The sequence below is a fragment of the Xenorhabdus sp. KJ12.1 genome, assembly GCF_963876495.1.
GTDB classification, from domain to species: domain Bacteria; phylum Pseudomonadota; class Gammaproteobacteria; order Enterobacterales; family Enterobacteriaceae; genus Xenorhabdus; species Xenorhabdus stockiae.
This window is the reverse complement of the sequence record NZ_CAWNQH010000072.1, coordinates 143758-168054: the sequence shown is the minus strand read 5'-3', so window position 1 is coordinate 168054 and position 24297 is coordinate 143758. Positions and strand designations below refer to the sequence as shown.

Here is a 24297-nt window from a genome sequence, read left to right as displayed (position 1 = left end):
CCTTTTTGCAACACTCATTTCTGATGAATTTTGGGCTTGCTTAAATCTCTCCGACGTCTCTATAGGCAAAGATGCCTGCTCCTCGATGAGTTCCACGCCTGATTAACCTGAAAAACAGCTCGGCTTTAATGAGCAATCTTGACCTTTAGGTTTACGTGTCAAAGCCATCTGCTATGCAGATGGCTTTTCACTTAAAGAAAAATTAATTATTTTTCATGCTAATATGGCTAATACATTCCTCTTTTTCATGAGGTAATGTAGCTGTTTCAAACATGTATAAATCATCTCCGACATTAGCAATAATTAAATTCGAGTCTTCGATAAAACTAAATTTAACGCCGATATAAGTTTTTTCTAAATCAGAATAAATTAAAAACACATCTGATACAATATTATTGTAACAATCATTAATTGATGAAAGAAAAGATAAATCCACTATTTTATCTTCACCATATTCACCAAGGTCTATTTCTTCCATCGGATTTTCTGAAATAGTAATAGATTCCCCATCACTACTGCACCGAAAAATAATACTCCTTTTCAAGCCGGAAAAAAACAACTCTAATTTTTGAGGACTATCGAATCTTGGTTCCTTGTCAAAATAATGGATTAATCCATTTATTTTTAATAGCTTTTCTCCAATACACTTTTTTAGTAGCTCTTTGTCTGCATCTGAAAGTGATATCATTTTGGATTTCCTTTTAAAGCATTTTGTACTGATGGATTGTTTATACCATCTTTAAGGATAGAAACGAAAGTACCATCGGGCTTCACAACAACGACATAGTTTCCTTTTATTCTGAAGAATATAGGCCCTCGACTACCTCCCGGATCTTGTCCACTAAATATACGGGAACAATTTTATCAGGATTTTTTCCAATATTGTTGATGAAATTTGTCACATAAGATTAATTAGCGGGGTATGTGGGGTTAATTGGGCGGTTACTTTCAAACTACGGGTCTGTTCATAATATGTGTAAAATGTTGGCATAGAAAAATTACTGCAAAGGGACAACTCTCCAAACCCTCAAATGACCCGTTGATAGGACTGAGCAGAAAAGTGGTGCAAATCGCACCACTTTAGTAACGCAATGTATTTTAGGGTAAATAGACAAAGCTTTTGCAACGGGTAAAGGCTTCTTTTATTGCTTTACCCAATTCTTCATCCGTGACATTATCCGGGAGGGTGATATTACAATCAGCAGACATACCTTTTGCTCCCCACGTATCAAGTTTTTCATGAGCCTCTGGCGTAATTGTTATTTCATCCTCTAACCGTTTAACAAAGCACTTATTCATTTTCTTAAACAGTGCTCGTTTAGTCTTGTATCCCCATTTTTCCATTACCTCTGCAATCCATTTTTTAGAGCGAATTTCAATTCTATCACGATGAAAAAAATCATCATCTTCAGGATCAACCAATCGACTTTTAGATAATGCCTGTCGAACAGTAAAACCTAAGTCTTTATCAGAAGCATCTTTAGCCAAGTAAAGAGTGTCTGCCTCGTGGTCTGCCACCAATAAGCGATAACCTGACAATGTTCTTACATAATAAAAATCCCCATTAAAACTAATAGATGCATTTAAACCTTGTCCGAAGTTATCAATCATGGAACATCTCCCCTTACGACTGTTACTTTGATATCAATGTTATTATCGGCAGCATAACTAATGGATTTGTTGATTTCAGCCCATTGCGTGGGTGTAGTTTTCTCAGGTACAGCGAGATGAATGGTTTTTTGCTGAATCATATTATTGGTGATTCTCAATTCGTCTGCTCCTTTAGTTGTTCTTTCAAATTTAGCCACCTCATTGATATAGCCGTTTAGTTGGTTGCTTATCTGCGAAGGATTTTGTAATCTGGAAACAGTCGTCGTATTTAACGTTTTGACACTGATTGCCTGCCCTGTTGCTCGGTTAAAATAATCAAATGTCTCAGAACCATAAGGCAAGCGTGCACTTTCGGGCAGTTTTAACTCTTTCCCCACAAAATCCTCAAACGGGTAACCCTGTCTGTAATTTCCTTCAGTCCATGACATCGCGGTCTTACTGCCGTCTTTCTCAAGACGGACAACATTCCTGATATCCACTATACCCTGCGTATTTTTCAGTCCCTTAAATTTGCTGCCAACATTGCCGACCACGGAGGCCCCGCCTTTCGCCACGGCCAGATAACCAATCACTTTCGTGGTTAATTTTCCGGCTTCTACCCCCGCATTAAACGCACCATCCACACCGGCTTTTTCATAATCGCGTTCAATGAGATCCAGCCGTTTAATAATATCGGCTTTTTCTGCCTGATAGACCGTATTCAGGATGCTGTCGCTGCTAATCAGGTGTTTTAACGCCTGAAGGGTTTCTTGATAATTGACTGCCGCCCCCACAATGGCAACTGCGGTGTCATAAAGTTCAACCGGAACACCGGCCACAAATCCCGCCAGAGCGGCACCATCCTGATTGGCACTGGTTAATCCCCACTTGATGTGTATCAGGCCTTTCTTCAACGCATCAGATTCTGCCGCCAGTTCTTTATCCCGCAGTGCCTTCTGGTGATGGGCTAAATAATTATAGCGGAAAGTATTCTCCGCTGCGGTAGCCCCGCTATAGACGCCGCCCGCTTCTCCGGTAAATACCGCACCGGCAACGCCGCCTAAAACGCGGGCAATTTGGGCCTGCGTATTGGCCGCTCGCCCCCATTCTTCCGCTTTGATGGTGTTTTCACCCAGCGAAATGGCGGCCAGTTCAGCCGCCAGTGCGCCAGCGGCAGCCCCTTTCGCATCCCCGCCCGTAATTTCGGCGACCAGCCCACTGAGCACCGCATGACTGACGGCCTTACCTGTATGCGTGAGAATTTGGCCATTATCACCAATCAGCCCGGCACCATAAGCGTGGACTTGGCTGCCTAGATTGTTCAATAATTCAGCCCTCAGATTATCGGCAAAACTGCCACCATTAATCGTGGTGCCCAGTGTTGAACTGACGATAGAGTGCGCGGCGACACGCCTAGCCGCTTCTCCCCAGCCATGATTCAGTAAGGGAAGCTGGACTTCTACGGGGTCCACAAATCCCGTCTCTTCCACGACTTTACCCCATCCCATCACATGGTCTAAGCCTCCCAAAGCACCCCCTACTGCCATTCTGGTCACCAGTGATTTCACCGAATCACTTTTTGCCAGCGCTTTCAGTGTATTACTCAGGTTACCTTTATTTTCGACCAGCGCCACTGCTGCCTGACTTGTCAAGCCTATCATACCGCCATAAGCGGCCCCATACACTGCACTGGCCGTGGCTCCGGTGGCCCCTGTTGCGCCTGCGGCGGCATTTCCTGCCCACGCAGCCAGACCTGAGCCTGCGGTCACTGCGGCCACCGCGATGGCAATGACTGCGCCAGCCACAGGATTTAACTGCTCACTTGTCTTGTCCCAGTGACTGTAGGCATCTTTCACCAGATTCCATTGGACATCTTGACGCTGATTCAAATCCTTCAGCCATTCCGTTCCGGGTGTGCTGCCCAGCGTGACCAACACGTTTTCCAGTGTCTGCCCTTCTTTTATTTTGGCATCCGCACTGATGCCTTTTGCGGCATCTATCGTCAGGGTGCCGCCGACCCGTACCGAGGGAATAACCCAGATTTTTTCATCGTTACCTTTATCACGATGAGTAATAAAAAAACCTTTTGACGTTGAGAGGGTTTGTTCAAAAAAGGTATTGGGCATGGCTTTAAAGTTCACACGCCCTGTCTGACTAGTAATTTTGGCGTTTTTGTTGGTTTCAATCCGGCTGGCTTCCAATGTCACATCATCTTTCGCCATCAGATTAATCTCACCTCCAGCGATAAATTCCGTGGGTTTATGGGTAGAACTCTCTTTTCTCCGGGTTTCTGTTTTAGAGCCAAAAATCCGGCAGGATTTAATGCCTAACACCCGTTTACATTCTTTCTTTGTTTCTTCCCATCGGTAAGATTCATTCATGGCTTGTGCATAAAGGAATCCCCCTTTTGCTGCAATATCCATCACGCCTTTGGCGATTAATGAGGTAGCTTGGAATAAAATACTACCCTGAGAATTCATTGTTAGCGTACCGCCACTTTTTAGCTGGCTGGGATGTTGTGTCACATTCTCCACTTTTCCCGCTTTATAAAACTCTTGTGTTGATTCAAAACGAATATTTCCACCAGTGGTAATTGTCATATCACGACCCGAAGTCAGATTTACGCCAGATGTTGATAAATCACCATTGGCAACTAATGTCAGGTTCTGGGCAGCATTGAGTCGGCTGGGCAGGTGTAAATGATGTATACTGTCTCGATCTCCATTCTTATCGCCATAACCAAAAGCTGTTAACTCCAAATTACGGCCGGTATTAATTAATATATTTCCTGCTTTCGATGTGAGTGAGGCACTTCTGGCAAGGATATCTCCTCCTGCACTGAGTTGCAGATGGTCACCGGCAATAAATTTTGCAGCGCCGGCTCTAATATAAGCGCCTTCTTCGTCTCTGAGGATATTAAATTCGTTGTCCACATAGGCATCCATGACAATATCGCGGCCAGCGCTCAATGTGATTTCTTGACCCGCATTAAGATTTAGATTGCTTGCAAAAATATCCTGTCCTGCCAATAGCTTAATATTGCCAGAGGTCACCAAAAGTGGTTCACCATAAGCAAGGAAAACAGAGTATTTGCTAGGTTCAGCATAAATAGATCTGCCCGCGATTAACGTAATATTATGATAATCATTAGGTAATTTTTCTGGTACCGTGAGATTATTTCCCGCAGAAATAGTCAGGTTTTTGGCCGAAATGGGTATGCTAGAAGGCCGTAAAACAAAATCATTTTTTGGAAAATAAAACTCAACATTTTCTCCCTTCCATTGACTGCCGGTATACAATTCATCTGCGGTTACAGATAAATTTTTTGTTGCATCTGCCCTGATAATATTAATGAAACTATCTGTATTTAAGCTAATATTATTAGCTTGAAGCGTACGGGCAACCATCCCTTTATTTGCAAACATTTTTAGATTGTTTTTAGCAAAGATATTGGCACCATGAAAAGAAATTAAGTTTTCTTTGGAAAAAAGTTCAATGTTATTTCCCTTTAATTCTCCATTAGGAGAATTTATTTCATCTTTTGCTCTAAGTTGTAAATTGTTATCTGCAATAATCGATTGATTGTTAGATATTGAAATAAAACTATTCGGTGAAAAAAGTGTTATATCCTTCCCTTTTAGTACTGTTTTTGAGTCTATGTCAATTCCATTGAGTGCTATTGCTCCCAAATGATTTCTTGCTTGGATATTATTGCTCGACCCACTAAAAAACTGGTTTGTGGTCAAATCAACATTTTCACCTGAAATGGTTGTTTCCTCAAGGTGTAAGGTCTTTTTTCCTGCCAGCATGACATTGCCTTTTACTGATAACTCACCGCGCTTTATTATAAGTTCTTCATCCGAAATGGCTGAAAAATCCTTTTCTGCATTTAAGAGGAGACGCTCACCTTTTTGATTGGAATCATAATGCTTGATCAAGATCTTTGGAGATTTTAATAAAATATTCTGTGCCGATATTGATGCATTTCCAGATCGCATATTTAAATTGACATGATCCACTAAATTGAAGTGCTTCCCGAAATCAGCGAGAATATTCAACCCGGCAGAATGCATTCCGCCGGTACTCTCATAATTTTCCCCTGTCAAAATAAGATTTTTTCCCGAAGTGATTTTCGCAATAAAATGATTTAAGTCAGTTGCATTAATATAAGCATGTGCACCTGAGCTAAGAATGGCGTTTTGCTTATTATCTAACACCTTAGTGCGAATAAACATATCACCATGATGGGTTTTCAAATCAGCTGAATGGTTATCAATGTACTCGGTCGCATTTCCCTGAGCGTCTTTTTGCAGCCATAAGTTATTGTTTGCCTGAATGAGTGCATTGGGCTGATTATATAACCGATTAACGAACAAACGCATATCCTTTTCTGCGCTAATGTTACCTCGATTAAAGAGTTTATCAGCCGCCAACGTCATATCTTCTCCTGCCTGAATATTACTTTTGGGGGAAATTTTAATTTCTTCACTGCTGATGTTGAGATTTTCTCTGGCCGTGAGTTTACCATTAATATTATTTAAGTCAGTTGCATTAATATAAGCATGTACACCTGAGCTAAGAATGGCGTTTTCGTTATTATTTAATACTTTAGTGCGAATAAATATATCACCATGATGGGTTTTCAAGGTGGCTGATAGGTTTTCAAGGTACTCAGCCACATTTCCCTGAGCGTCTTTTTGCAGCCATAAGTTATTGTTTGCCTGAATGAGTGCATTGTTATGATTATACAAACGATTAACGAACAGATGCATATCCTCTTCTGCGCTAATGTTACCGATATTATTGAGTATATCAGTCGCTAACGTCACAGATTTCCCTGCCTGAATGAGTGCATTGTTCAGATTATCCAAACGATTAACAACGAACAAATTCATATCTTTTTCTGCGCTAATTTTACCGCTATTACTGAGTGTATCAGCCGCCAATGTTATATCTTTTCCTGCCTGAATATTGCTTTTGGCGGTAGTTTTAATTTCTTCACTGCTGATGTTGAGGTTTTCTCTGGTCGTGAGTTTTTCATTAATTTTATCTAAAACAATCATATTATGTAGGCTTTTAGCACGAATAATTAAATTACCTAATAATGTTTTAATCTCCCCCCCTTCATTTTTTATTTTATCACTCTCATCATCTTTGATATTTTTCTGAATCCACATGTTATTTTTGGCTTGAACTGTTCCTTTTTCGGCGTTAATGAAATCCTGTGAAAATAATCGAACGTCGCCTTCTGATTTTATACTTCCCTTATTATGTATCCCACCCTCTTTGAACAATTTTTTTCCATCGATATATGTTTCAACCATTCCAAGCATTGTGCTAAATAAATTGACATCACCATTAACACTGTGAATGGTTGTGTTATCACCAATAGAAATAGAACCATTGGCTACTACATTAACATTACCGTTTGATTTAATGTTGTTATTTATTTTTATCGAATCACTTGATTTTATTTCAATACCTCCTTTAGTCGCTTCTAAGCTCCCTAGAGTAATATCATGGCTTCCATTGGAAAGTATGCTGATTTTATCTGCATGTATTCCCCCTGCCTTATCACTGAGTATACGTCCGAAAAACACATTATAGGGGGATTTTGTTTTTTCTATAGTGCCATTTTTGTAATTGATATCATTGGAACCTTGTATCAACGAAATATCCTTAGCTATAATCATTCCGTTAAGTAATAATGATGCGCTGATAATATCAAGAGTGCTGACTTCTTTGCCGTTTAAACCGCCTGACAATATATCAATATCACCTACATTAACCTTTAAAGATTCCAAAGCACCTTTTTCGTCAAAAGTTGGTTTGCCCGTAGCAATAATCCCTTGCTCTGTATTAATAAATCCACATCCATCACATGTAATTCCATTTGGGTTAGCAATAAGGATACTCGCTTTATCTCCGGCAACTTCCAGTTGCCCCATCAGATGGGAACGATTTCTGCTTGTTACTTCATTAATAATCAGTCGTGAAGATTGGTTACTAAAATTAGGATTTTTTTCGAGCCTCCCAACTAACAGGGAGTTTGTATCCATTAATGCGTTATTTAATACAACACCTTCACTATTAATATTGAAGTTTTTATACGTGTTATGGGAAATACCTAATGGAGTTGGTGGGGAAATATTAATGACAGGAATATTATTAATTACTTTCACTTTCGTTTGAGTGTTATCAGGCAAAATAGGTGCATTATCATCATCTTCGTTAACTAAATCCTTTGGTAACTTAACAATGCCATTTTCAATAAATGTCGATTCTTTTTTTGCCTTAATTCCATTAAAATCAGATATATTTATTTTATTGGATTTTAATATTATTTTCTCTGCACTAATCCCGGATGTATTGTTTTCTGGTTTTCCAGTCTTAATATTGATGGTGTTTATAAAATCCGCTTCTAATGTATTTCCTGCCGTGATAGAACCTACCTTTTCTTTATGGGGAAGGTGCCAACCATTTTCCACTATGAGTTGTTGATGATGTTCTAATTTTTGTCCAGACAGAATCGCATTGTTATTCGCTTTTATATGAGATTTTTGATTGATCAACTTATCACTGTCAATATATAAATTACTACCAGATTCAATATTACCGTGCGATAATTCAGTTGAGTTTGATGTCAATATATATCCATTAGTCAATTTTTTCGTGCGGATGATCAAATCACCCAGAAGCGTTTTTATTTTATTTCCTGTATTAATAAATTCATTTGTTTTATCTCCTTTATCGTTTTTCTGAATCCACATGTTATTTTTTGCTTGAATGATACCAGTATTATTAAGCTCAGAAGTAAATATTCGCATATTTCCTTCAGACTTTATTTTACCACCAGAGTTCCATATTTTTTCTTCTTTTGCAGATAAATTCACATCACCATTCACACTGTAAATATTACCTCCGTTTTGAATGCCTATATCAGAGGTTATATTAATATCTCCATTGGATTTAATTTCACCGTCAAGATATATAGAGTCATTTACATTTATTGCAATATCTTCTTTAGTACTTTCTAAATCTTTTAATGCTACTTTACCTTTTCCTGTCGAGAGTACTCGTATTTTATTGGCCTGTATACCACCATTGTAAACATTAATCTTCCTATCATTGTTATTGTCATTGTGTGAAAAGGAAGGCTCTTGCATCGTAATAGAACTATCTTTATAACTTATTTTATTATTACCTTGTATTAAAGAAATATTATTGGCTGTTATGTTTCCACCTGATGATAATGAACGACTTATAATATCAAGAGTATTCGTTTCCCGACCGCTCAATCCTTTCAACAAAACATTAACAATACCCGTGGTAACACTTAAAGATTCCAGTGCACCTTTTTCATCAAAAATTGGTTTTCCGGTAGTAATAACCGCTTGGTCGGCATTAATAAATCCACATCCATCACACGTAATCCCATTGGGATTCGCAATCATAACACTGGCTTTCCCTCCTGCAATTTCCAACTGTCCCGTGAGTTTAGACTCGTTTCCACTTGTTACTTCATTAATAATTAAACGTGAAGACCGATCACTGAGATTGGGGTTTTTCTCTAATTTCCCAACTAACTGGGAATGAGTATCGTTTAATGCATTATTTAATACGGCTCCTTCACTGCTGACATAAAAATTCTTATATGTGTTATGAGAAATTCCCGATGAATTAGGAGTAGCGATATTAACAACAGGGATGTTATTAATGGTTTTTATTTTCGTTTTAGCGCTGTCTGACACAATAAGTGTGTCATGCTCTTTTTTTATTAAGACATTTCCTTGTTGTGACTTTAAATCTTCATCCATCAAATTAATATTATGCTTTGCCGTGACGACAAGATCTTTATTGGCAATTATTTTATTGGAAAGGCTAATATCACCAGCAGATAGTAAAACAGTATTACCACTTACGATGGGATCTTCACTGACCTTCGGTGTTAATTTTAAATCCTTATCGATGTTGATGTTAATTCGATCATTAAGATTAGCAACCAGATTATTTCCGGCGATCAAAGCGGGGCGTATTAAATTGACATCAGATTTTGCTTCAGTTAAAAATGGTTCAGGTACACTCCAAATGAAATCTAATGTGTCACCCGTCAAGATTAAATCATTCATTGCCTTTATTCTGGCAAAGTTATTTACTATTTCATCACTGTTAATGTAAATGCTTTTACCAGACTCTATATTTCCATACATATCTATTTTAATATTAAAAGGGTAAGGATTGTCAAGATTACTGCTATTAGAAAACTTTTCAGCGTTAATGGTGACATCCCCTTTTAGGGTTTTTATATTTATTCCTCTATTAGATACGAAGTTAACTTTATCTCCTTGTGGGTTTTTTTGTATAGTAATATTATCACCTGCTTGCATTAATGGATTAACGTCATGTTTACCATAAACAACCCCCCTAAAGGAACCTGTAATATTTATGTTTCTATTCGCTATGATTGTTTTAGCATGGTTTTGTACATCTCCGTTTAAGTTAATATCCCTGCCTGCCTCTAAATTGGTAAGATTTGGATAACTTCCTCCAAACATATGCTGCGTCCTAATCCAAGATGATTTCACATTTAAATCTCTTTTGGCTTTAATACTCTTTATAAGAGCAATTTTTCCGATTGAATCTATCGAAATATCATCTGTCGTACTTTCTAAATTTTCTAATTGTAATCCCGGTATTTCAGTTGAAACGATACGAATTCGGTTAGCATACATGCCTTGGTAAACGTTGCCGCCGATATTGAACGCCTCCCTGATGTTCCTATCAGGGATATCCATGCCCGGTATGGCAACGATAGAACCATCTTTATACGAAATTTTATTCGCACCCAAAATAATTGAAAGATCATTGGCTTCAAGGTTATTCATCTCGCTCGATCCCCTACTGACGAGCTTAAGCGCATCGGCCCCTTTCCCTTTTAAATTTTCTATTTTTAATATTTTATCTGTCGTCACCTGTAACGCATCTAATGCCCCTTGGGTATCAAATACCGGTTTACCGGTCGTCAGCGTGGCATCGGCCATATTAATAAACCCACAATCAGCACACGTTATGCCATTTGGGTTGGCTACTATCACACTAGCCTTATTGCCTGCCACTTCCAACATGCCCTGTAAATGGGATGCGTTATTTCCGGTCACTTCATTGACAATGAGGTTTGCCGCCTTGTCGGTGAAATTACTGTTTTTTTGCAATTGCCCGGCCAACTGGGACTGTGCCGCAGCTGTCGCATTGTTTAATACGGCACCTTTCTCACCGATATTAAAATCATGGTAGGTATTATGGGACACGCCAGCTCCGTTTGGCGTGGCAATATTAATCACCGGTACGCCATTGGATGAGTGCACTTGAGTTTGGTTGTTATCAGGTACTAAGGCATTGGCAAAAGAAGTACTGACTGGATATATTCCGACTAAATAAATCAATGAATAGGATGTCAATCTTATAAAAAGGCCCGGATTATGAGATACATTCATGTTTTTATTTTCCTTCATCTTATAATCTCAATTTTTAAGATAAAGCAACGTTCATTTAAAAATTGAGTGAAGTGGACCAATAAATCACCCAATTATCCGGTTTGAGGTGTTTAGGATGATTTAATGGTTTTCCGACAACGAATGAATGGTGACTGTTACCGCTATTTAAAAAAATGCCAAGTGATGTTCCGGTGATATTGCCTCCTTCTGAAGCGCGGTTTTTTTCATTTTTTATCCAGCCCGTATCCAGTGATCCTGTTACAGAAATCTCACCCAATACAGGGAGTCTTTTTATTTTCCAGTTAATCTCATTTCGCCAGTATCCGCCCTTATTCCCAATAATATTCTGCTCTTTAAATCCTCTGACAGAATATTGCCCGCCTAATGAAATTTTTTCACTGGCATAAAGATGGTCCGGGCTGTACTGACCATACACAGACGTTAAATAATAAATGTCAGACTTGAGAGGTTTGAAATAATTAGCACTCATACTCACTTTGTGAAAACGACTTTTTGGGGTGTCCGGGAAGGAATTATCTTCCGTTGCTCCTAATATTTTTAAACCTTTTGTTATGGTGGGATTAAAAGTGAAATAGCCCCCAAACAGTGTTGAACTGTAATTCAGTCCTATGTTCATCGTACTTAATGTCGGGCTGTTAATGGAAAACTTCACATCACCGATCCCATTTTCAGTATTCCGTCGGGTAAAGTTCATATTTAAAGCCAGTTTTTGTTTTCCATCCCGGTATAATGTCCTGACAGCTTTGAGATTATGTGATTGCCCTTTTCCCTCATAACGAAATTTAGCATTGTCTATTAACATGTCCTGAAAGGATTTATTCCATGAATACTGATAACCGAACAACCAATAACCATAAGGTATACTGACCCCGGATGTGACATACCACGTTTTATGTCCATTGCGGAAATCACTGTTCCTGTTAACTGAAAAAGTCCATAGGTCGGCTAAGCGTAAGGGGTTATCGATATCTACCGTCGTGCTCAGTTGATTTGTGCCATAGTTTTTCTGACCATTATTATCCAGTGATAAACTGGCACGGAGTGGATTTTGGGATGATATCCGTTTTAACACCACATCAAAATAGCCCACTTTTTGTGTTGGTTGAATATCAATATTCACCTGATATGAAGATAAGCGATTTATCTGATCGAAACCCTGTTCGATATCCCGCAGGTTAAGTATTTTTCCTGTCATATTGGGAAAGGCTAATTTCAGGGCTAATAAATGTTCGTCATCAATCGTAATACTGTTAATTTTTCCTTCCACAACACTGATAGTGAGATCGCCCTGAATCACACTCTGTGGTTTAATTAATGCCGCAGAAGTAATATATCCTTTTTTAAGATAATAATTGGTGATGTCTTTAGTTAAAGCATTCAGGTCGTTAATGGTTAAGCATTTTGAGAGATAAGGCTGAATTAAAGATGCCTGTTTTTTAAAAGGTATGTTTTCTGCACCCTCAATATCAATATGATTAATTAACTGACAGGTAGATTCACCATCAGACATTTCTTTGTTTCTAGTAGCTTGAGGGATAATAATCTTTTCCCCCATATTTTCTTTTCTTTGAGCTTCTTCCAATATTGTTTTTTGCTTTTGATTTATAATCTCTTGATCTAATGGGCTAATATTTTCAGGAGTCGAGTTTAATGCAAATGCTCCACCTGAAAACATTAAAGAAAGGTATGTAACTATATCAATCACTTTTTTATTTTTCATTGTTATATCAAATTTTGTTGATCAAAATTTAATCGAGAATAATGCAGAATAACAAGAGGGTCAATATAACGTGATAAAAATATTCTTAAGTCATCTGTGAACTATTTTCATATGTCGTCAACATCACGGTTTATTTGTATCAAAAATTGTTTTTCAATTAAAATGGTGATCGTTGCAAGATTATTTAAACAGAGAATTGGTTTAATAATTTACTTATATCTTATGAAAAATATTTTCCCGAATAAATATATCAAACCTACCATATGTAGATTTTATTATGATCGCAATATTTGTTTTTTTAAAAGTGTTTTTTGGATTTTTTATTTCATAATGAAAATATAGATAGTAGGTAGTCTTATATTCAACTCCATTAACCTGAGCAGAATTTCTACACTAGAAAATATTGACGGTCTCCAACCGGTTAAGGAATGGGTAAAAGACTTAATTGGGCCTCTCTATGGAGATGGAGCATCAAAGGGTACTTATCGCAAGCATTATGCGATGAGCTGAAAACTGAGGAGATCAGGCTGATCACCCATGTTCGTCGTAATATGAAAGACAAATTTTTATCACTTTGGGACAAAATTATGCTAAGAAAGCGGTTGTTATAGAGACAGTCAATGACCAATTAAAAAATATTTCTCAGATAGAACAGTCAAGACACCGGTGTGTAGTCGGTTTTTTACTGGGGATTGAATCAGGGCTTATTGCTTATACATTCCAATCCAAAAAGCCGAGTTACGGCGATTTTACGATGGTTGACCAGTTCGTTATCATCAATCACGGTCACATCAACCAACGGAAATGAATTGGAATACATTTCTTCTGCTAGTTTCTACAATGAGAGACATTGTGTCCAGATCTACTGGAACGGATAATGTGTTTAACCGGCTACATATAAAAATATCAGGATTATACTGATTCGCTTATTGAGTCAGATAAACCAATCAGTTAAAGTAGCCCTGCCATTGGCAAAATCCAGTGGTCAAGGTTTCGCAGCCTTGTAAGTTCCCCACTGGTAGGATGTTTCTACCAGTGTGTCTGCGCTCGCCCTTTCAATGGCGGTTCAGATAGGGGAGGCTTCGGTCTCGCCGGGTGGGAACTCCGGTACTGCGAACCCTGTCTTGAATCGCCACCATCAATATTAATTAATGGAAGGGGTTGCAGGAATGTTCAATACCAAAAATGACTGGCATCCAGCCGATATTATTGCTGCATTACGTAAACGCGGTACAACCTTAGCAGCAATTTCCCGTGAAGCAGGACTTAGTTCATCTACACTAGCAAATACTCTGGCCCGACCTTGGCCTAAAGGCGAATGGATTATAGCTAATTACCTCAAATTACATCCCTCAGAAATCTGGCCTAGCCGATACACTGATATGGATGGTCAACTGATTGAGCGTAAGCCTCGCAGCAATTCTCAAGAATAAAATTATCCAAGCTCAGTAGTAATCGTAGAGGTGAGTTGTGTGTAATAACCCTATCCCACTCAAACAAGCAGTGTATCGTGCAGGTTTAGCAACGTCTCTATTTGCATTCATTTTCGAAAAAGCGAAAAAGGAATGTTCAGTAGATTTAAATAATCTGCTTGCACTGGTGTGTGATATTAATCGGGACGTTCACCACTCCCTTTTGAAACATTCACCACAACCATTGACACAAAAACTACTGAGTTACGTAAAACATCGACACTCTATTCCATTAGATCAAGCGATGTATTTAGCGGGTTTAGGAACTTCTTTATTTGAAGTTATTCTCGATAAAACCAGTAATAACTGCTCAGTGGAATTACATGATTTGATTTCGTTGGCCTGTGATATCAATCAGGAAGTTTATCATGCACTTCTGGCTGAGGTTTATAAAGATACCCCTTAAAATAATATCTCTTAGGAGTTTGGGGAAAGGTATGTCAATTCATTAAGTTAATATTAATACAGTAACGAATTATTTTTATTTTCCTTGTTGTGGAATTTATGTCTATAAAAAAACAATATCCTTTAATTAATTATATTATTGCTATAATCGATAAAACTAAAACCAGATTTTTCTCCTGTTTTTATGAAATCGTAGATAACACTTTTTCTGAATCTGAACGAATTACACTGTAACAACTTGCTTTCAATCACCCACACCGGAATATTCGAACGCGAATAACAGAATTTTTCATGCTTGCCAGACGCAACGTTTTATCATTTTGATTTAGGATAAAATGGAGTATGAGCTGATCCTTTACAGGATGATTATAGCGATAAAGTTGCAATTAATTTTTCTTGATAACTGATTAGTGCACCAAAGAATATTGACCACTCTGACATAATGAATAAAAATTGGCTCATGGAGAATCTATTGTAATAAAAAAGTATTAAGCCAGAGTGATTAGATTTGGTAGTTTATGTAGGTATCATATTGTTCACTTAGTTCATCGCTAAGGATAGAGAAAAGACGCGGGGCCACCGTTGAGCAATGAAGGTCATAGAACACTTTACCACCCAGTTTATCAATGTCTGAATCGTTCAGGGTAAACATAGAGATCACACGGTTCTCAAGCACTGCGATAGAGCAAAAGTAATGCTGATTAGCAAACCTAATCAGAGCAAAGGGTGGCGCGTGTTTTTAATTGATAAAAATGAATCCTTCAATCGGGTCATGATAAACCAGCCCATCCATGTCTTTTGGGATCTTCCTTCCTTTAGTAACGAAATATGTTTTATTAAAAAGGGTTACATAACGCCTTATATTATCGAAGAATGGCTGAATTTCAGCAAAACTGGCTGACCAAAGCTGGTGGGCCTGCTTACACGACTTTAATAACTCAGCGTCAGCTCACGCATAGAGATTGCCGGAGGGACTCCCAGTAACGATTCACGGGTGAACATTGGTTTAATGATCGGTGTTTTGCTCTTTCCGTTCCAGTCAACATCCATCATTTCCGGCTCTTTGCACGAATGGATTATGATAGTGGCAATTGGCTGGCGATTTTTGTCTGTGAAAATGTAGGTACACAGAGGCGGGAATACATATCCTCCATAATCAGAAGCAGCTTCACTATCGTGCAATGTAAAGAAATAGTAGGCTTTTTCTCCTATAATAATATGAGACTGTATACCGTTATTGGTCGCTGCGTAAATCGCAGTGTTCATCTTATTTCCCCGGTAATCGAGATTGGTTTTCTGTTTAAGAATATAATGTTCAGTTAATTCCCTAGAAATTGTTACTCGTGGCGGTCTACCGTCATAATGATGACATTTGTCATTATCCCTTCAAAAGCTCGTGAGTATTCATTAGAGAAAGAAACATCATAGCCATCTCCAATAGCCTGTATTTTCTGATGAGTCGGTGCAGAAGCAGGTAAAATAGCCACCAGCTTTCCGCCCGGTTTAAGAAAGCTAAGCGCATGTAATACGTGGTAAACCCAACGATAGTTGGAATATGGAGGGTTCATCAGTATGCGGTCAAACAGGCCTAGTTCAGTTAGCTTCAATGTCAGGAAATCGCCCTGAACAGCGTCATAGCCCTTAAATCTAAGCGTTGCCGCTGCAACCGGGTGAATTTCTACTGCTAGAATATCAACCCCGTCAGGCAGCGTATAAAGAAGATCTCCAAATCCGGCACTGGGTTCAAGGACAGAATGTCCTTCACGTACTTCAGCAAAGTCAACGGCACGCCGGCGCACTTCACCTTTTGTTGGATAGAATTGGTGAGAGTCCTGATCTGGTAATGTGCCATTAATGAACAAGTATTCAAAAACAGGCTTTGGGTCGAAAGCAAAACGGTAGTATCCATTTTGTTTTTCATCCTTCTGACCACCGATCATGATGTATATTTTTTCAACCATATTGATACTCGATTGCGAGTTATTGTACAAACTAGGCAATGAATAGTCGTATACTGCCTCTCCATCTACAATCACGCTGGATCTTCCATAGCCCTCACGAGCTAACTCTCCAAAATGCTCAGTCACATTGATTGCCAAAATGTCTGAGTAAAGAGAGTATCTTTTGTCATTGATGAAATTATTGTTTTTATGCTTCATTCCGCGCTTTTTCTTCAACGGAATAACATTAGGATAACGGTAGGCAAGAACGACATTCAAAGCATCAGCTATCTTTTGACTTATCTGTACGTGTACAGTACCGTTCTTGTGCGGTTTAAGTAATATAGTGTCACCATCAATAGCGACCCATTCTCCGTAATATTTTGTTAGATCATGAAACAAGTTGTAGCTGTTAATTGTTTCTGCACCTTCACGGTTAAACATCAGACCGATAACCTTACGCAGATCGTTAATGTATTTCTGATTATCATAGTGACGGTTTGCCGAAGGCATAGCGTTAGCCACAATCATCCTGACCGAAAAACCTTCTGATTTATTGGTGAAATGTGTAGGCGATAATTTTTTAAAAACACCATCTACCATTTCACTGAAAAAATCTTTTCGTTCATCACAAAGAGTTTTAGCTGTAATCAGTACGGTTTCTATTTCAAACGGCTGCGGTCTTACTGATGGAAGAGAAAAACGATCGGCTTTTCTCCAGCGATCAAGGTCATCAAACCATTTTTCGCGCTTCTCTGTGGGCATGAAATTTTTGACATTGATGACACCTATCAATCGGTTCCAAAAATCCTGATCAAGAGCGCATATCGCTCGCTCTAAATCGAAGAATCGTTCAATACGTAGCGTGGCATGTAAGCTGTTCTGGCCCGCAGCGGTAACAAAATATGAAAATGCATCACCGTAACGATTACCCATAACCTTACAGTTAAGTTCGATCATCTGCTTTTTAATTATTGTGTATTCTTCAAGCAGCTTATGAACGTCATTGATGCAACCAAAACCTGAATAAGTTGTGCAATCTGTTTTGTTGTTTTCAATGAAATCCATCATGATGTAATCGGGGGCAGCATCGAAGCCAGACGATAAACATTCATCTTCAATTTTTTGGGTGATGGTATGTACGTTGGGTTCTTTTTTATGAATTGCTAAAATTGAAGCTACTGATTTAGTCACGGTAACATCCTTCAATAACTCAAGAGAGTATCACCCGGCGAAAAAACAAGAGAGATTGTCACCTCTGTTGTCTTAATGCCGATGTAGTTTGAAAGATGATCTTAATCTGGTCAGATATGGGGTCGAATAGTTAAAGCTGAGTTTTTATCAATCTCGAAGCATTTTTCTTCGCTATCAGCACAGATTAAATATTTCCCGGACACTAATTTCAGAATTTTCACTTCATTTCCCTCAACTAACCCTGCCCTTCGGCTGATCAAAAAAGACGTTTTGTCTGTTTTCACAGATATTTCACCAAAAGCCCTGTTACTAACTGAAATCGACTGAATGGTGCCTATGTTATAGGTTTCTTCAATCTCTTTTTGTTTGTAATTAAAACGTATGACTGAAAAAAAGATGAAACTAAAAAAAATTGCGGCATAAAGATAGTCCATACTACGAAAATATTTGATCGACTTCCGAGAAACAGAGGAAGATTGTTTTATTGTGTGCGTTCCAGACGGTTTGTTCTTATTTGTCATTACATACTGCCGCGTGGTTTTCATTTCAATATACTCATTTTGATTTTTCAGCCAGATTTAAGATGGTAAAAATATAAACTTTTGTATAGAATAGCACTCCAAAATCTACCAAGTTCCACATTTCTATATACCTTTTCATAATAGTGAGAGTATCAACATGCGGTGTTCCTTACCCCGCGTATCACTCGGGATAAGGAGTACTCCTATCATTTTGAAAAGCTATTTAGAATGTTCAGCCACGACCAAATTTTTTCTGAACGCCACCAACCATTTTTGATGGTGCCATTGTTCCCGAAACCTTGAGATTTCCAAATTTAATCTTTTCCTGAAAAACTGACAATTTTATCACCTTTTTTATAATCAAAACTGCCATTCAATATTTTATACCCAAGAATAACGTGACCCACTTTCACATTTTCAACACCATGTTGAAATTTTATCTCTCTAATATAATCACGTATTAAATTTTCTTTTTTATCATCAATTGCATTTTTTATTAAATAACCAATACCTTCTTTGCTTGCTTTTTCATTTTGCTCATTAACAACCTTATTAATCTCAACCAATTTATTTTCAGAGAAAACATATGCTATATAACATATGGTTAATGAAAAAAAACTGATTATTTTTATATACAATTGAATATCGCTACTTACACTGTCCATTTCCATTAAAAACAAAGGTATTATACTTATAATATAAAGATAAAAAGCAGTTTGCTTTCTATTTTCTGATTTTTTTAGAGTTTTATAATTTCTAATAATGAATCTTGCGCTCAAAATCCCATCCGGCCTGTCGTGTAAATCAAGGCTTTTCTCATTGTTTACAAAAAAACGGGCGTAATAAAGTTTTTTCCTTAACAATAATTCTCCCAAAAAAAACAATCTTATAAGTATGGATAGTTTCTTCTTTTTCCAATGGGCGCTCCCTCCTGTGATCGCATATTTCGATCGTCTTTTTATTTCATAATACTTGCTGTCTTTATAGACGCTCTGTGTGAAAAACAATGAAAACTCAGCAGCGATCAGAGCAATTTCATTTTTTCTAGAACTATTTTTCATGTAAATTTGATATTTTTTTTCAAGTCTTTCTTGAGCTTTTTTATGCGCATTTGTACTATTCATCTCATCTACCTTAGTTCTTCCATCACTCAAAGTTACTCTTTTCAAATTTCTCATAAAGCAAGCTCGATAACTTATCATCACTTATTTTACTGTCTTCATCATATTGAAATAAAGGTATCTTTATTTTATTTAGAAGTTCAACAATGAAGTCTCCCGCTCTGATATCAGTCAGTGTGCTTCGTGACATAATCACACCACGAATTTTTCCGCTGTTCAGATCTGTCACCACAAAATCGAAACGTGCATTGTTGAGCTTGTGGTTAAGGTGTTTGGCCCGTTCGGGATCAAATTCAATAATTTCTTTGTCAGGCCGGATAAGGTCGGTAATGCGAATCTTCGGTGAAATACGAAAATCTCCTGAAAGGATATTTTCAAGCCTCTTATATATCTCGTTTTGTTTTCGGTTAATGAGGTACTTATCTGCTACATATCCCTCATAGTGGCTCTGCGAAAGTTCAGATTCCATAGACAAACCATCCCTATCATCGTTGAATAGATCATGAATAGAGGGTTGGTGAACTTCAGCGTTTCCTTTATCTTTTGGCTTATCTGGCTCGGGTACTATGCCATTATTCTTTTCTTTGTCCCGCTTCTTACCCTCGTAAACAAAAAAAAAACACTAGCAATAAAACCCCTATTATCAAAGTCACAAAAGCTATTAACTTTAATGGCATACCTACCTCATTGATATAGCTTCGTTGATTATCTGCATGAAAATGAGAAGACCCCATAGCCTGTCAGTCCGTAAATGCCAAAGTAATATTTGATGCACTTCTTGTGTCTGCTTGCTATGTCATAAAGCAACACCATCATATGTAACCAGCTGGGCAACATATACCTTTTTTTTCCAGACATCCTAAAATTCATCATGCCATCTTTCATACGTCCAAGTGCCTGCGCACGCTGTTGAGGTGTTAACTTAGCAGGTTGCTCTTGGAATACGGTTTTGGGCACAAGATTAGATACAACAGGATCAACTACTACGGAAATACCGATATGTTTTGCATATTCTTCAGCCTGTTCAGGTGTCCATCTGAGCATAGGTATGGCCCTCTCAATTTAAAATACCTCTAAATTTATTCATATAGTATATGGATAGTGAATAAAGAAACTGTTTTCGGTGACTATCGTTCAATCTCGGAAATTTTGTTTTGCGGTAGCACTACCAATAAAAAAACAAAGCAGACAATAAAATAATTTTTGTATTATTGTCCGCTCAGCACCGTAATAATGACATCAGATCAAATGCTGCCATTAATTAATAATGGGCTAATACGGTCTATATCTTCAGCAATCGTATCCGCCCGGTGACCATCATATTTATGCTTTTGCTTCTCCTGTCCCCTCTCCGTCATGGTCTGACTTGAGTTCAGCTTCGCCACCGAGATCCATAATCATCGTATTGATAAGAGCCATTAACTCGCCGGTATAGAGAACAAAATCTGCATCGAAACGCTGCGGAAAATCGTCGTTATCAATATCGTCGTTTTGCTCTTTCAGAGTCTCACTGAAGCGAATACGCCCAATGGTGACGTCATCATTAAGTATGAAACTGATACGCTCCTGCCAATTCAACGCCAATTTTGTCACGACTTTACCTGTTTCAATATGACCCACAATCTCATCACAAATTAATTCTTGATTGCGAACTGACACTGTACCACCTTCTTCAAGAAGCGTTTTCAGAGTAACATCATTACCGAACATAAAATTGGCTGGTAGGTTTCCGGAGCGGACCCACTCAGTAAGTGTCAGTTCAACCGGTTTTTTCATTGTCAGTGGAACGATAGGTAAAGAGCCGATGGTTTTACGCAGTAATGCAGTAACGTCTTCAGCCTTACGGGTGCTGCTGGCATCAATGATGATGAGGCTGGCCTGCGTATCGATCCAAATATAGGTTCGGTTCGCTTTCGGCAGGGTAATTGGCAGAAGCTCATACAAAATGTCGTCTTTTAGAGTTGCTATTTCAGTGCGCTTTAGTTTGCGTAGTTGTTCTGCCTCCAGTTTGACAACTTTTTCATTCAACTTTTCTTTGATAATTGATGACGGGATATTTTTTTTCTCGCTTTTCATACAAAGCAGGATTGTACCAGCAGCCCGATGAGTCAGACTTTCGAACTCATCTCCCATAGGTGAAATCCACCCACTTTTCGCTATATCCTGTGCTCCGCATGAAGTAAATTTAAAATGCCCTGCCTGTTCATCCAGTTTAGAGAGATCAATATTCCGAGATAAACGGAAGACGATCAGGTTTTTTACGGAGAAATGTGTTCTCATGATTAGTCCCTATATGTTGTAAATTTATCTGGGTATCGAGTAGCTAGTCTGGTGATATTACTGCTGATATAATCAAAAATATTCTCATCATCATGATAATTAATAAATATTTTCTTAATATCATCGGTCTTAACCGTTCTAAATAAAATGGCAAGGTAAAATATACCCAGAGTAGAGGCCATAAAAAGAGCAGTAGAAAACCCCGGTGAGGTTAAATATGCAATATTCTTGGTACAAGGGAATAAAGCAGCCAATATAATCAGCGGTAAACAAACCGTTGCCATCAAACTATGTTTTTTATATAAAGCCCTCTGTCGTTTAAAATATGTGTCGTTTTTCATGATTATTATCGCCTCCGAGTTTTCTTGTTTTATGTTATGGTTTACTTCAACGGATACCCATAACCAGAACACCTTAACTACTAATATAAAAATTTTAAGATCGAGATAAGGTGGCCCGAAGTCAGTAAGGGGAAAATAATTGAGTTTTTTAAACAGAATCAATATATATTTATTCAATAACTAAAAGGCAACTTCCTTGTTGCCCTTGACTTTATTTATAGTTTACTAAATTAAGCTAACTGTTACAGTGGCCTCGTCGAATCCGACTAGTTCAAGAGATTTTACTACTCGATCAGTAAGCCATCCTTCTAATAAATCATTAGTGATCTCTTCTGGTGATGTGCCATCTGGCAGTTCTTTTAACTCAATTTCCAGTGCTTTTTCTCTGTTCATTACTATATTAACTGATGTATCCATGATTTTACCTTTTTAAAGTTGATTACATAAATGTAAAAAAATCACAATTTGGATTTTTATAAAGCACACATATAAATAATTTTATTTTTAGCTAAACTTACTCAAAGATAATCTATGTGTTAAAATTATTACCTAACCCTCTGAAATTTAACATGCCAAACAAATGGATTTATATTTTCAATCACTACCTTCCAAAATTCAGATAAGTTATTTAAATCACATGATTTATACTTTTCTTTAATAAGGCACAAAGTTTCGTTGTTAATTAGCCCACGATAAAAAGCCTCTTTTATAGTCATGATATCTTTTAATCGTATAAGTTTAATACTTATAATCTCTAATGTTATACGAGATGCCCAGTATGGCATATCACTGGCAGAAAGATACTCACTGTGAGATGACTCATCAAATGTCCAATTTTCAGGAATATCTTTAGAATTGGGATAATATTCCCCCCCACCAGCTTGGTATTCAATATGGATTTTTTTGTAGTCATGTACATTCAATATGCAATTACGCGAAATAACTGGACTCCAATTTTCACGAACCCACAACAAATCACCTATTTGACCATATGGGCAGCGATACTGATTTGATAAAATCAATCTTTTTCCATTTCCGATGTAAACGAAAGGATAAAATTCACCTTTTTTATCCATTGAAAAACCATCATAGTAATTATTTTGTTTATTACTAAACAAAACGAATTTTTCTATGTGATTTTCATTTAAAGCAAGGTTAATCATTCTTTCATCTAGAAGAATATTATTTTCTATCATACCTACGCCTTAGTTAGTACATGCCGTTTAAATGGTGTTAATCCAAAAACACAGGTTATTTAAATGTACTTAAATTCTATCATGACATTTAAATAGCCGAATACCTTTGAACGAACTTTTGATGAAAATGAAAAAATCTTCTAGCCATCCTAATTCTCATATCTAAGGCTTCAGAATCATCCTGAAATATTTTTTATTTTTTTATAAAGTAATCACAGTGTTTTTTAAACCCATATCGAAAATATTATACCCACACCGATTACAAGTCAGCATTCGGCTAATTTATTGCATAGTTAGCTATATCTTTTTCTATCAGTTCATCAGGAATATCAATCTCACGACCTAATTCAGTGGCAACCACAGCACGGCAAACTGCGATTTTTTGGGTTTCGCCACGCATACAAGCTAAGCCTGTTCCTGCCTGATATTTTTTGAGATTGTTTTCCGAACACTCGTAGAATCTAGATGGATATATGTCATATTTTTCAATCAATTGACCACATTGCGCCCAATCTGTAGATGGATCAAAATTATACAAGCCGTGATTGGAAACATAATAATCACTATCAGATAATTTCATCCATTTCCTTCCACTAGGTAGAGTTTTTTCTGTAGCACCAATTGCGACAGCCACAGCCCAGTCCAATGCACGACCTGTAAGTTCTGATGTTTTAATTTTCATATTGTCCTTTCTACTTATGTAGTAGCTAAATGCCCCTTCCACTCAAAACATTTTTGAGGCTATTTGTCATATCCCATTCTTTAGAAAAGATAAATTATCATCAACTTTGGCGATAAAATCCTACTATGATAAATAATTAACCATATTAAAAACTAATATTTTTTTATTAACCAGATGGCGTTCAAAGTCTTTATAAATCTAGATTGTATATGGTCTAAAGACATATAGTTATAGCTTTAAAGTATCACAAAAATTATAACAATCGATATTATTTAAATAATAAAACATATACTTTATAAGTATATTTTAATTTCATATGA

Annotated in this window: 16 protein-coding genes and 5 pseudogenes; 3 read left to right on the top strand and 18 right to left on the bottom strand. The window is 37.5% G+C overall.

Going from position 1 to position 24297, the window contains the following annotated elements:
• Window positions 1-202 precede the first annotated feature (202 nt).
• From AACS92_RS12300 to AACS92_RS12285, 6 genes and pseudogenes are all read right to left on the bottom strand, one after another.
• A complete protein-coding gene (locus tag AACS92_RS12300; RefSeq protein WP_099108643.1) occupies window positions 203-688 on the bottom strand; it encodes a hypothetical protein in 486 nt (161 codons plus the stop codon).
• Window positions 689-1098: 410 nt separating this feature from the next.
• On the bottom strand, window positions 1099-1611 hold the full coding sequence (locus tag AACS92_RS12295) for a contact-dependent growth inhibition system immunity protein (RefSeq protein ID WP_099108642.1): 513 nt from the start codon (window positions 1609-1611) through the stop codon (window positions 1099-1101).
• A pseudogene (locus AACS92_RS21920) lies at window positions 1608-2000 on the bottom strand (endonuclease toxin domain-containing protein); the annotation flags it as partial. The pseudogene AACS92_RS21920 and the gene AACS92_RS12295, both read right to left, overlap by 4 nt.
• A gap of 624 nt (window positions 2001-2624) precedes the next feature.
• Window positions 2625-4088: pseudogene (locus AACS92_RS21915) on the bottom strand (DUF637 domain-containing protein); the annotation flags it as partial.
• A gap of 57 nt (window positions 4089-4145) precedes the next feature.
• Window positions 4146-11084, bottom strand: a pseudogene (locus tag AACS92_RS12290) (two-partner secretion domain-containing protein); the annotation flags it as partial.
• A gap of 55 nt (window positions 11085-11139) precedes the next feature.
• Window positions 11140-12825: a ShlB/FhaC/HecB family hemolysin secretion/activation protein gene (locus tag AACS92_RS12285; protein ID WP_099108640.1), complete on the bottom strand. Its 1686-nt coding sequence runs from the start codon at window positions 12823-12825 to the stop codon at window positions 11140-11142.
• Between the two features lie 399 nt (window positions 12826-13224).
• Here AACS92_RS12285 and AACS92_RS12280 point away from each other — a divergent pair.
• A pseudogene (locus AACS92_RS12280) lies at window positions 13225-13564 on the top strand (transposase); the annotation flags it as partial.
• Here the strand turns inward: AACS92_RS12280 and AACS92_RS12275 are convergent.
• Window positions 13556-13684 (bottom strand): annotated as a pseudogene (locus AACS92_RS12275) (Rpn family recombination-promoting nuclease/putative transposase); the annotation flags it as partial. The pseudogenes AACS92_RS12280 and AACS92_RS12275 sit on opposite strands and share 9 nt — an antisense overlap.
• Window positions 13685-13994: 310 nt before the next feature.
• On the opposite strand from AACS92_RS12275, the gene AACS92_RS12270 reads away from it, so the two are divergent.
• The gene (locus tag AACS92_RS12270) at window positions 13995-14258 is read left to right on the top strand and encodes a helix-turn-helix domain-containing protein (RefSeq protein ID WP_099108639.1); all 264 of its coding nucleotides are present in this window, start codon (window positions 13995-13997) and stop codon (window positions 14256-14258) included.
• A gap of 37 nt (window positions 14259-14295) precedes the next feature.
• Window positions 14296-14703 (top strand): hypothetical protein, encoded by a 408-nt coding sequence (locus AACS92_RS12265; RefSeq protein WP_099108638.1) that lies wholly within the window; start codon window positions 14296-14298, stop codon window positions 14701-14703.
• A 929-nt stretch (window positions 14704-15632) separates the two neighbouring features.
• On the opposite strand, the gene AACS92_RS12260 is transcribed toward AACS92_RS12265, so the two are convergent.
• The 11 genes from AACS92_RS12260 to AACS92_RS12210 form a co-directional block, all read right to left on the bottom strand.
• On the bottom strand, window positions 15633-15968 hold the full coding sequence (locus AACS92_RS12260; protein WP_099108636.1) for a hypothetical protein: 336 nt from the start codon (window positions 15966-15968) through the stop codon (window positions 15633-15635).
• A 71-nt stretch (window positions 15969-16039) separates the two neighbouring features.
• The gene (locus AACS92_RS12255; RefSeq protein ID WP_099108635.1) at window positions 16040-17836 is read right to left on the bottom strand and encodes a DUF4942 domain-containing protein; all 1797 of its coding nucleotides are present in this window, start codon (window positions 17834-17836) and stop codon (window positions 16040-16042) included.
• A gap of 110 nt (window positions 17837-17946) precedes the next feature.
• Window positions 17947-18381, bottom strand: coding sequence for a hypothetical protein (locus AACS92_RS12250; protein ID WP_099108634.1), 435 nt, complete (start codon window positions 18379-18381; stop codon window positions 17947-17949).
• Between the two features lie 290 nt (window positions 18382-18671).
• Window positions 18672-19511, bottom strand: coding sequence for a hypothetical protein (locus AACS92_RS12245; RefSeq protein ID WP_153044738.1), 840 nt, complete (start codon window positions 19509-19511; stop codon window positions 18672-18674).
• Complete coding sequence (locus tag AACS92_RS12240; protein WP_099108632.1) at window positions 19504-19947, bottom strand: DUF2726 domain-containing protein; 444 nt, start codon at window positions 19945-19947, stop codon at window positions 19504-19506. Before AACS92_RS12240 ends, AACS92_RS12245 begins: the two co-directional genes overlap by 8 nt.
• A gap of 236 nt (window positions 19948-20183) precedes the next feature.
• Window positions 20184-20522 (bottom strand): hypothetical protein, encoded by a 339-nt coding sequence (locus AACS92_RS12235; protein WP_099108631.1) that lies wholly within the window; start codon window positions 20520-20522, stop codon window positions 20184-20186.
• Between the two features lie 279 nt (window positions 20523-20801).
• On the bottom strand, window positions 20802-21758 hold the full coding sequence (gene rdgC / locus AACS92_RS12230) for a recombination-associated protein RdgC (RefSeq protein ID WP_099108630.1): 957 nt from the start codon (window positions 21756-21758) through the stop codon (window positions 20802-20804).
• Window positions 21759-21760: 2 nt separating this feature from the next.
• Window positions 21761-22099: a hypothetical protein gene (locus tag AACS92_RS12225; protein ID WP_153044737.1), complete on the bottom strand. Its 339-nt coding sequence runs from the start codon at window positions 22097-22099 to the stop codon at window positions 21761-21763.
• A gap of 225 nt (window positions 22100-22324) precedes the next feature.
• Entirely contained in the window at window positions 22325-22516 is a 192-nt protein-coding gene (locus AACS92_RS12220; protein WP_099108628.1) for a hypothetical protein, read from the bottom strand.
• 128 nt (window positions 22517-22644) lie between these two features.
• Window positions 22645-23295, bottom strand: a complete 651-nt coding sequence (locus AACS92_RS12215; RefSeq protein ID WP_099108627.1) for a hypothetical protein — start codon at window positions 23293-23295, stop codon at window positions 22645-22647.
• 277 nt (window positions 23296-23572) lie between these two features.
• Entirely contained in the window at window positions 23573-23977 is a 405-nt protein-coding gene (locus AACS92_RS12210) for a phage protein NinX family protein (protein WP_099108626.1), read from the bottom strand.
• Between the last annotated feature and the right edge of the window lie 320 nt (window positions 23978-24297).

Excerpts from the sequence above, each read along its gene's own strand:
- AACS92_RS12300 (WP_099108643.1), bottom strand. The coding sequence starts at position 688 with ATGATATCACTTTCAGATGCAGACAAAGAGCTACTAAAAAAGTGTATT.
- AACS92_RS12295 (WP_099108642.1), bottom strand. The coding sequence starts at position 1,611 with ATGATTGATAACTTCGGACAAGGTTTAAATGCATCTATTAGTTTTAAT.
- AACS92_RS12285 (WP_099108640.1), bottom strand. The coding sequence starts at position 12,825 with ATGAAAAATAAAAAAGTGATTGATATAGTTACATACCTTTCTTTAATG.
- AACS92_RS12270 (WP_099108639.1), top strand. The coding sequence starts at position 13,995 with ATGTTCAATACCAAAAATGACTGGCATCCAGCCGATATTATTGCTGCA.
- AACS92_RS12260 (WP_099108636.1), bottom strand. The coding sequence starts at position 15,968 with ATGAACACTGCGATTTACGCAGCGACCAATAACGGTATACAGTCTCAT.
- AACS92_RS12250 (WP_099108634.1), bottom strand. The coding sequence starts at position 18,381 with ATGAAAACCACGCGGCAGTATGTAATGACAAATAAGAACAAACCGTCT.
- AACS92_RS12240 (WP_099108632.1), bottom strand. The coding sequence starts at position 19,947 with ATGGAATCTGAACTTTCGCAGAGCCACTATGAGGGATATGTAGCAGAT.
- AACS92_RS12235 (WP_099108631.1), bottom strand. The coding sequence starts at position 20,522 with ATGCTCAGATGGACACCTGAACAGGCTGAAGAATATGCAAAACATATC.
- rdgC (WP_099108630.1), bottom strand. The coding sequence starts at position 21,758 with ATGAGAACACATTTCTCCGTAAAAAACCTGATCGTCTTCCGTTTATCT.
- AACS92_RS12225 (WP_153044737.1), bottom strand. The coding sequence starts at position 22,099 with ATGAAAAACGACACATATTTTAAACGACAGAGGGCTTTATATAAAAAA.
- AACS92_RS12220 (WP_099108628.1), bottom strand. The coding sequence starts at position 22,516 with ATGGATACATCAGTTAATATAGTAATGAACAGAGAAAAAGCACTGGAA.
- AACS92_RS12215 (WP_099108627.1), bottom strand. The coding sequence starts at position 23,295 with ATGATAGAAAATAATATTCTTCTAGATGAAAGAATGATTAACCTTGCT.
- AACS92_RS12210 (WP_099108626.1), bottom strand. The coding sequence starts at position 23,977 with ATGAAAATTAAAACATCAGAACTTACAGGTCGTGCATTGGACTGGGCT.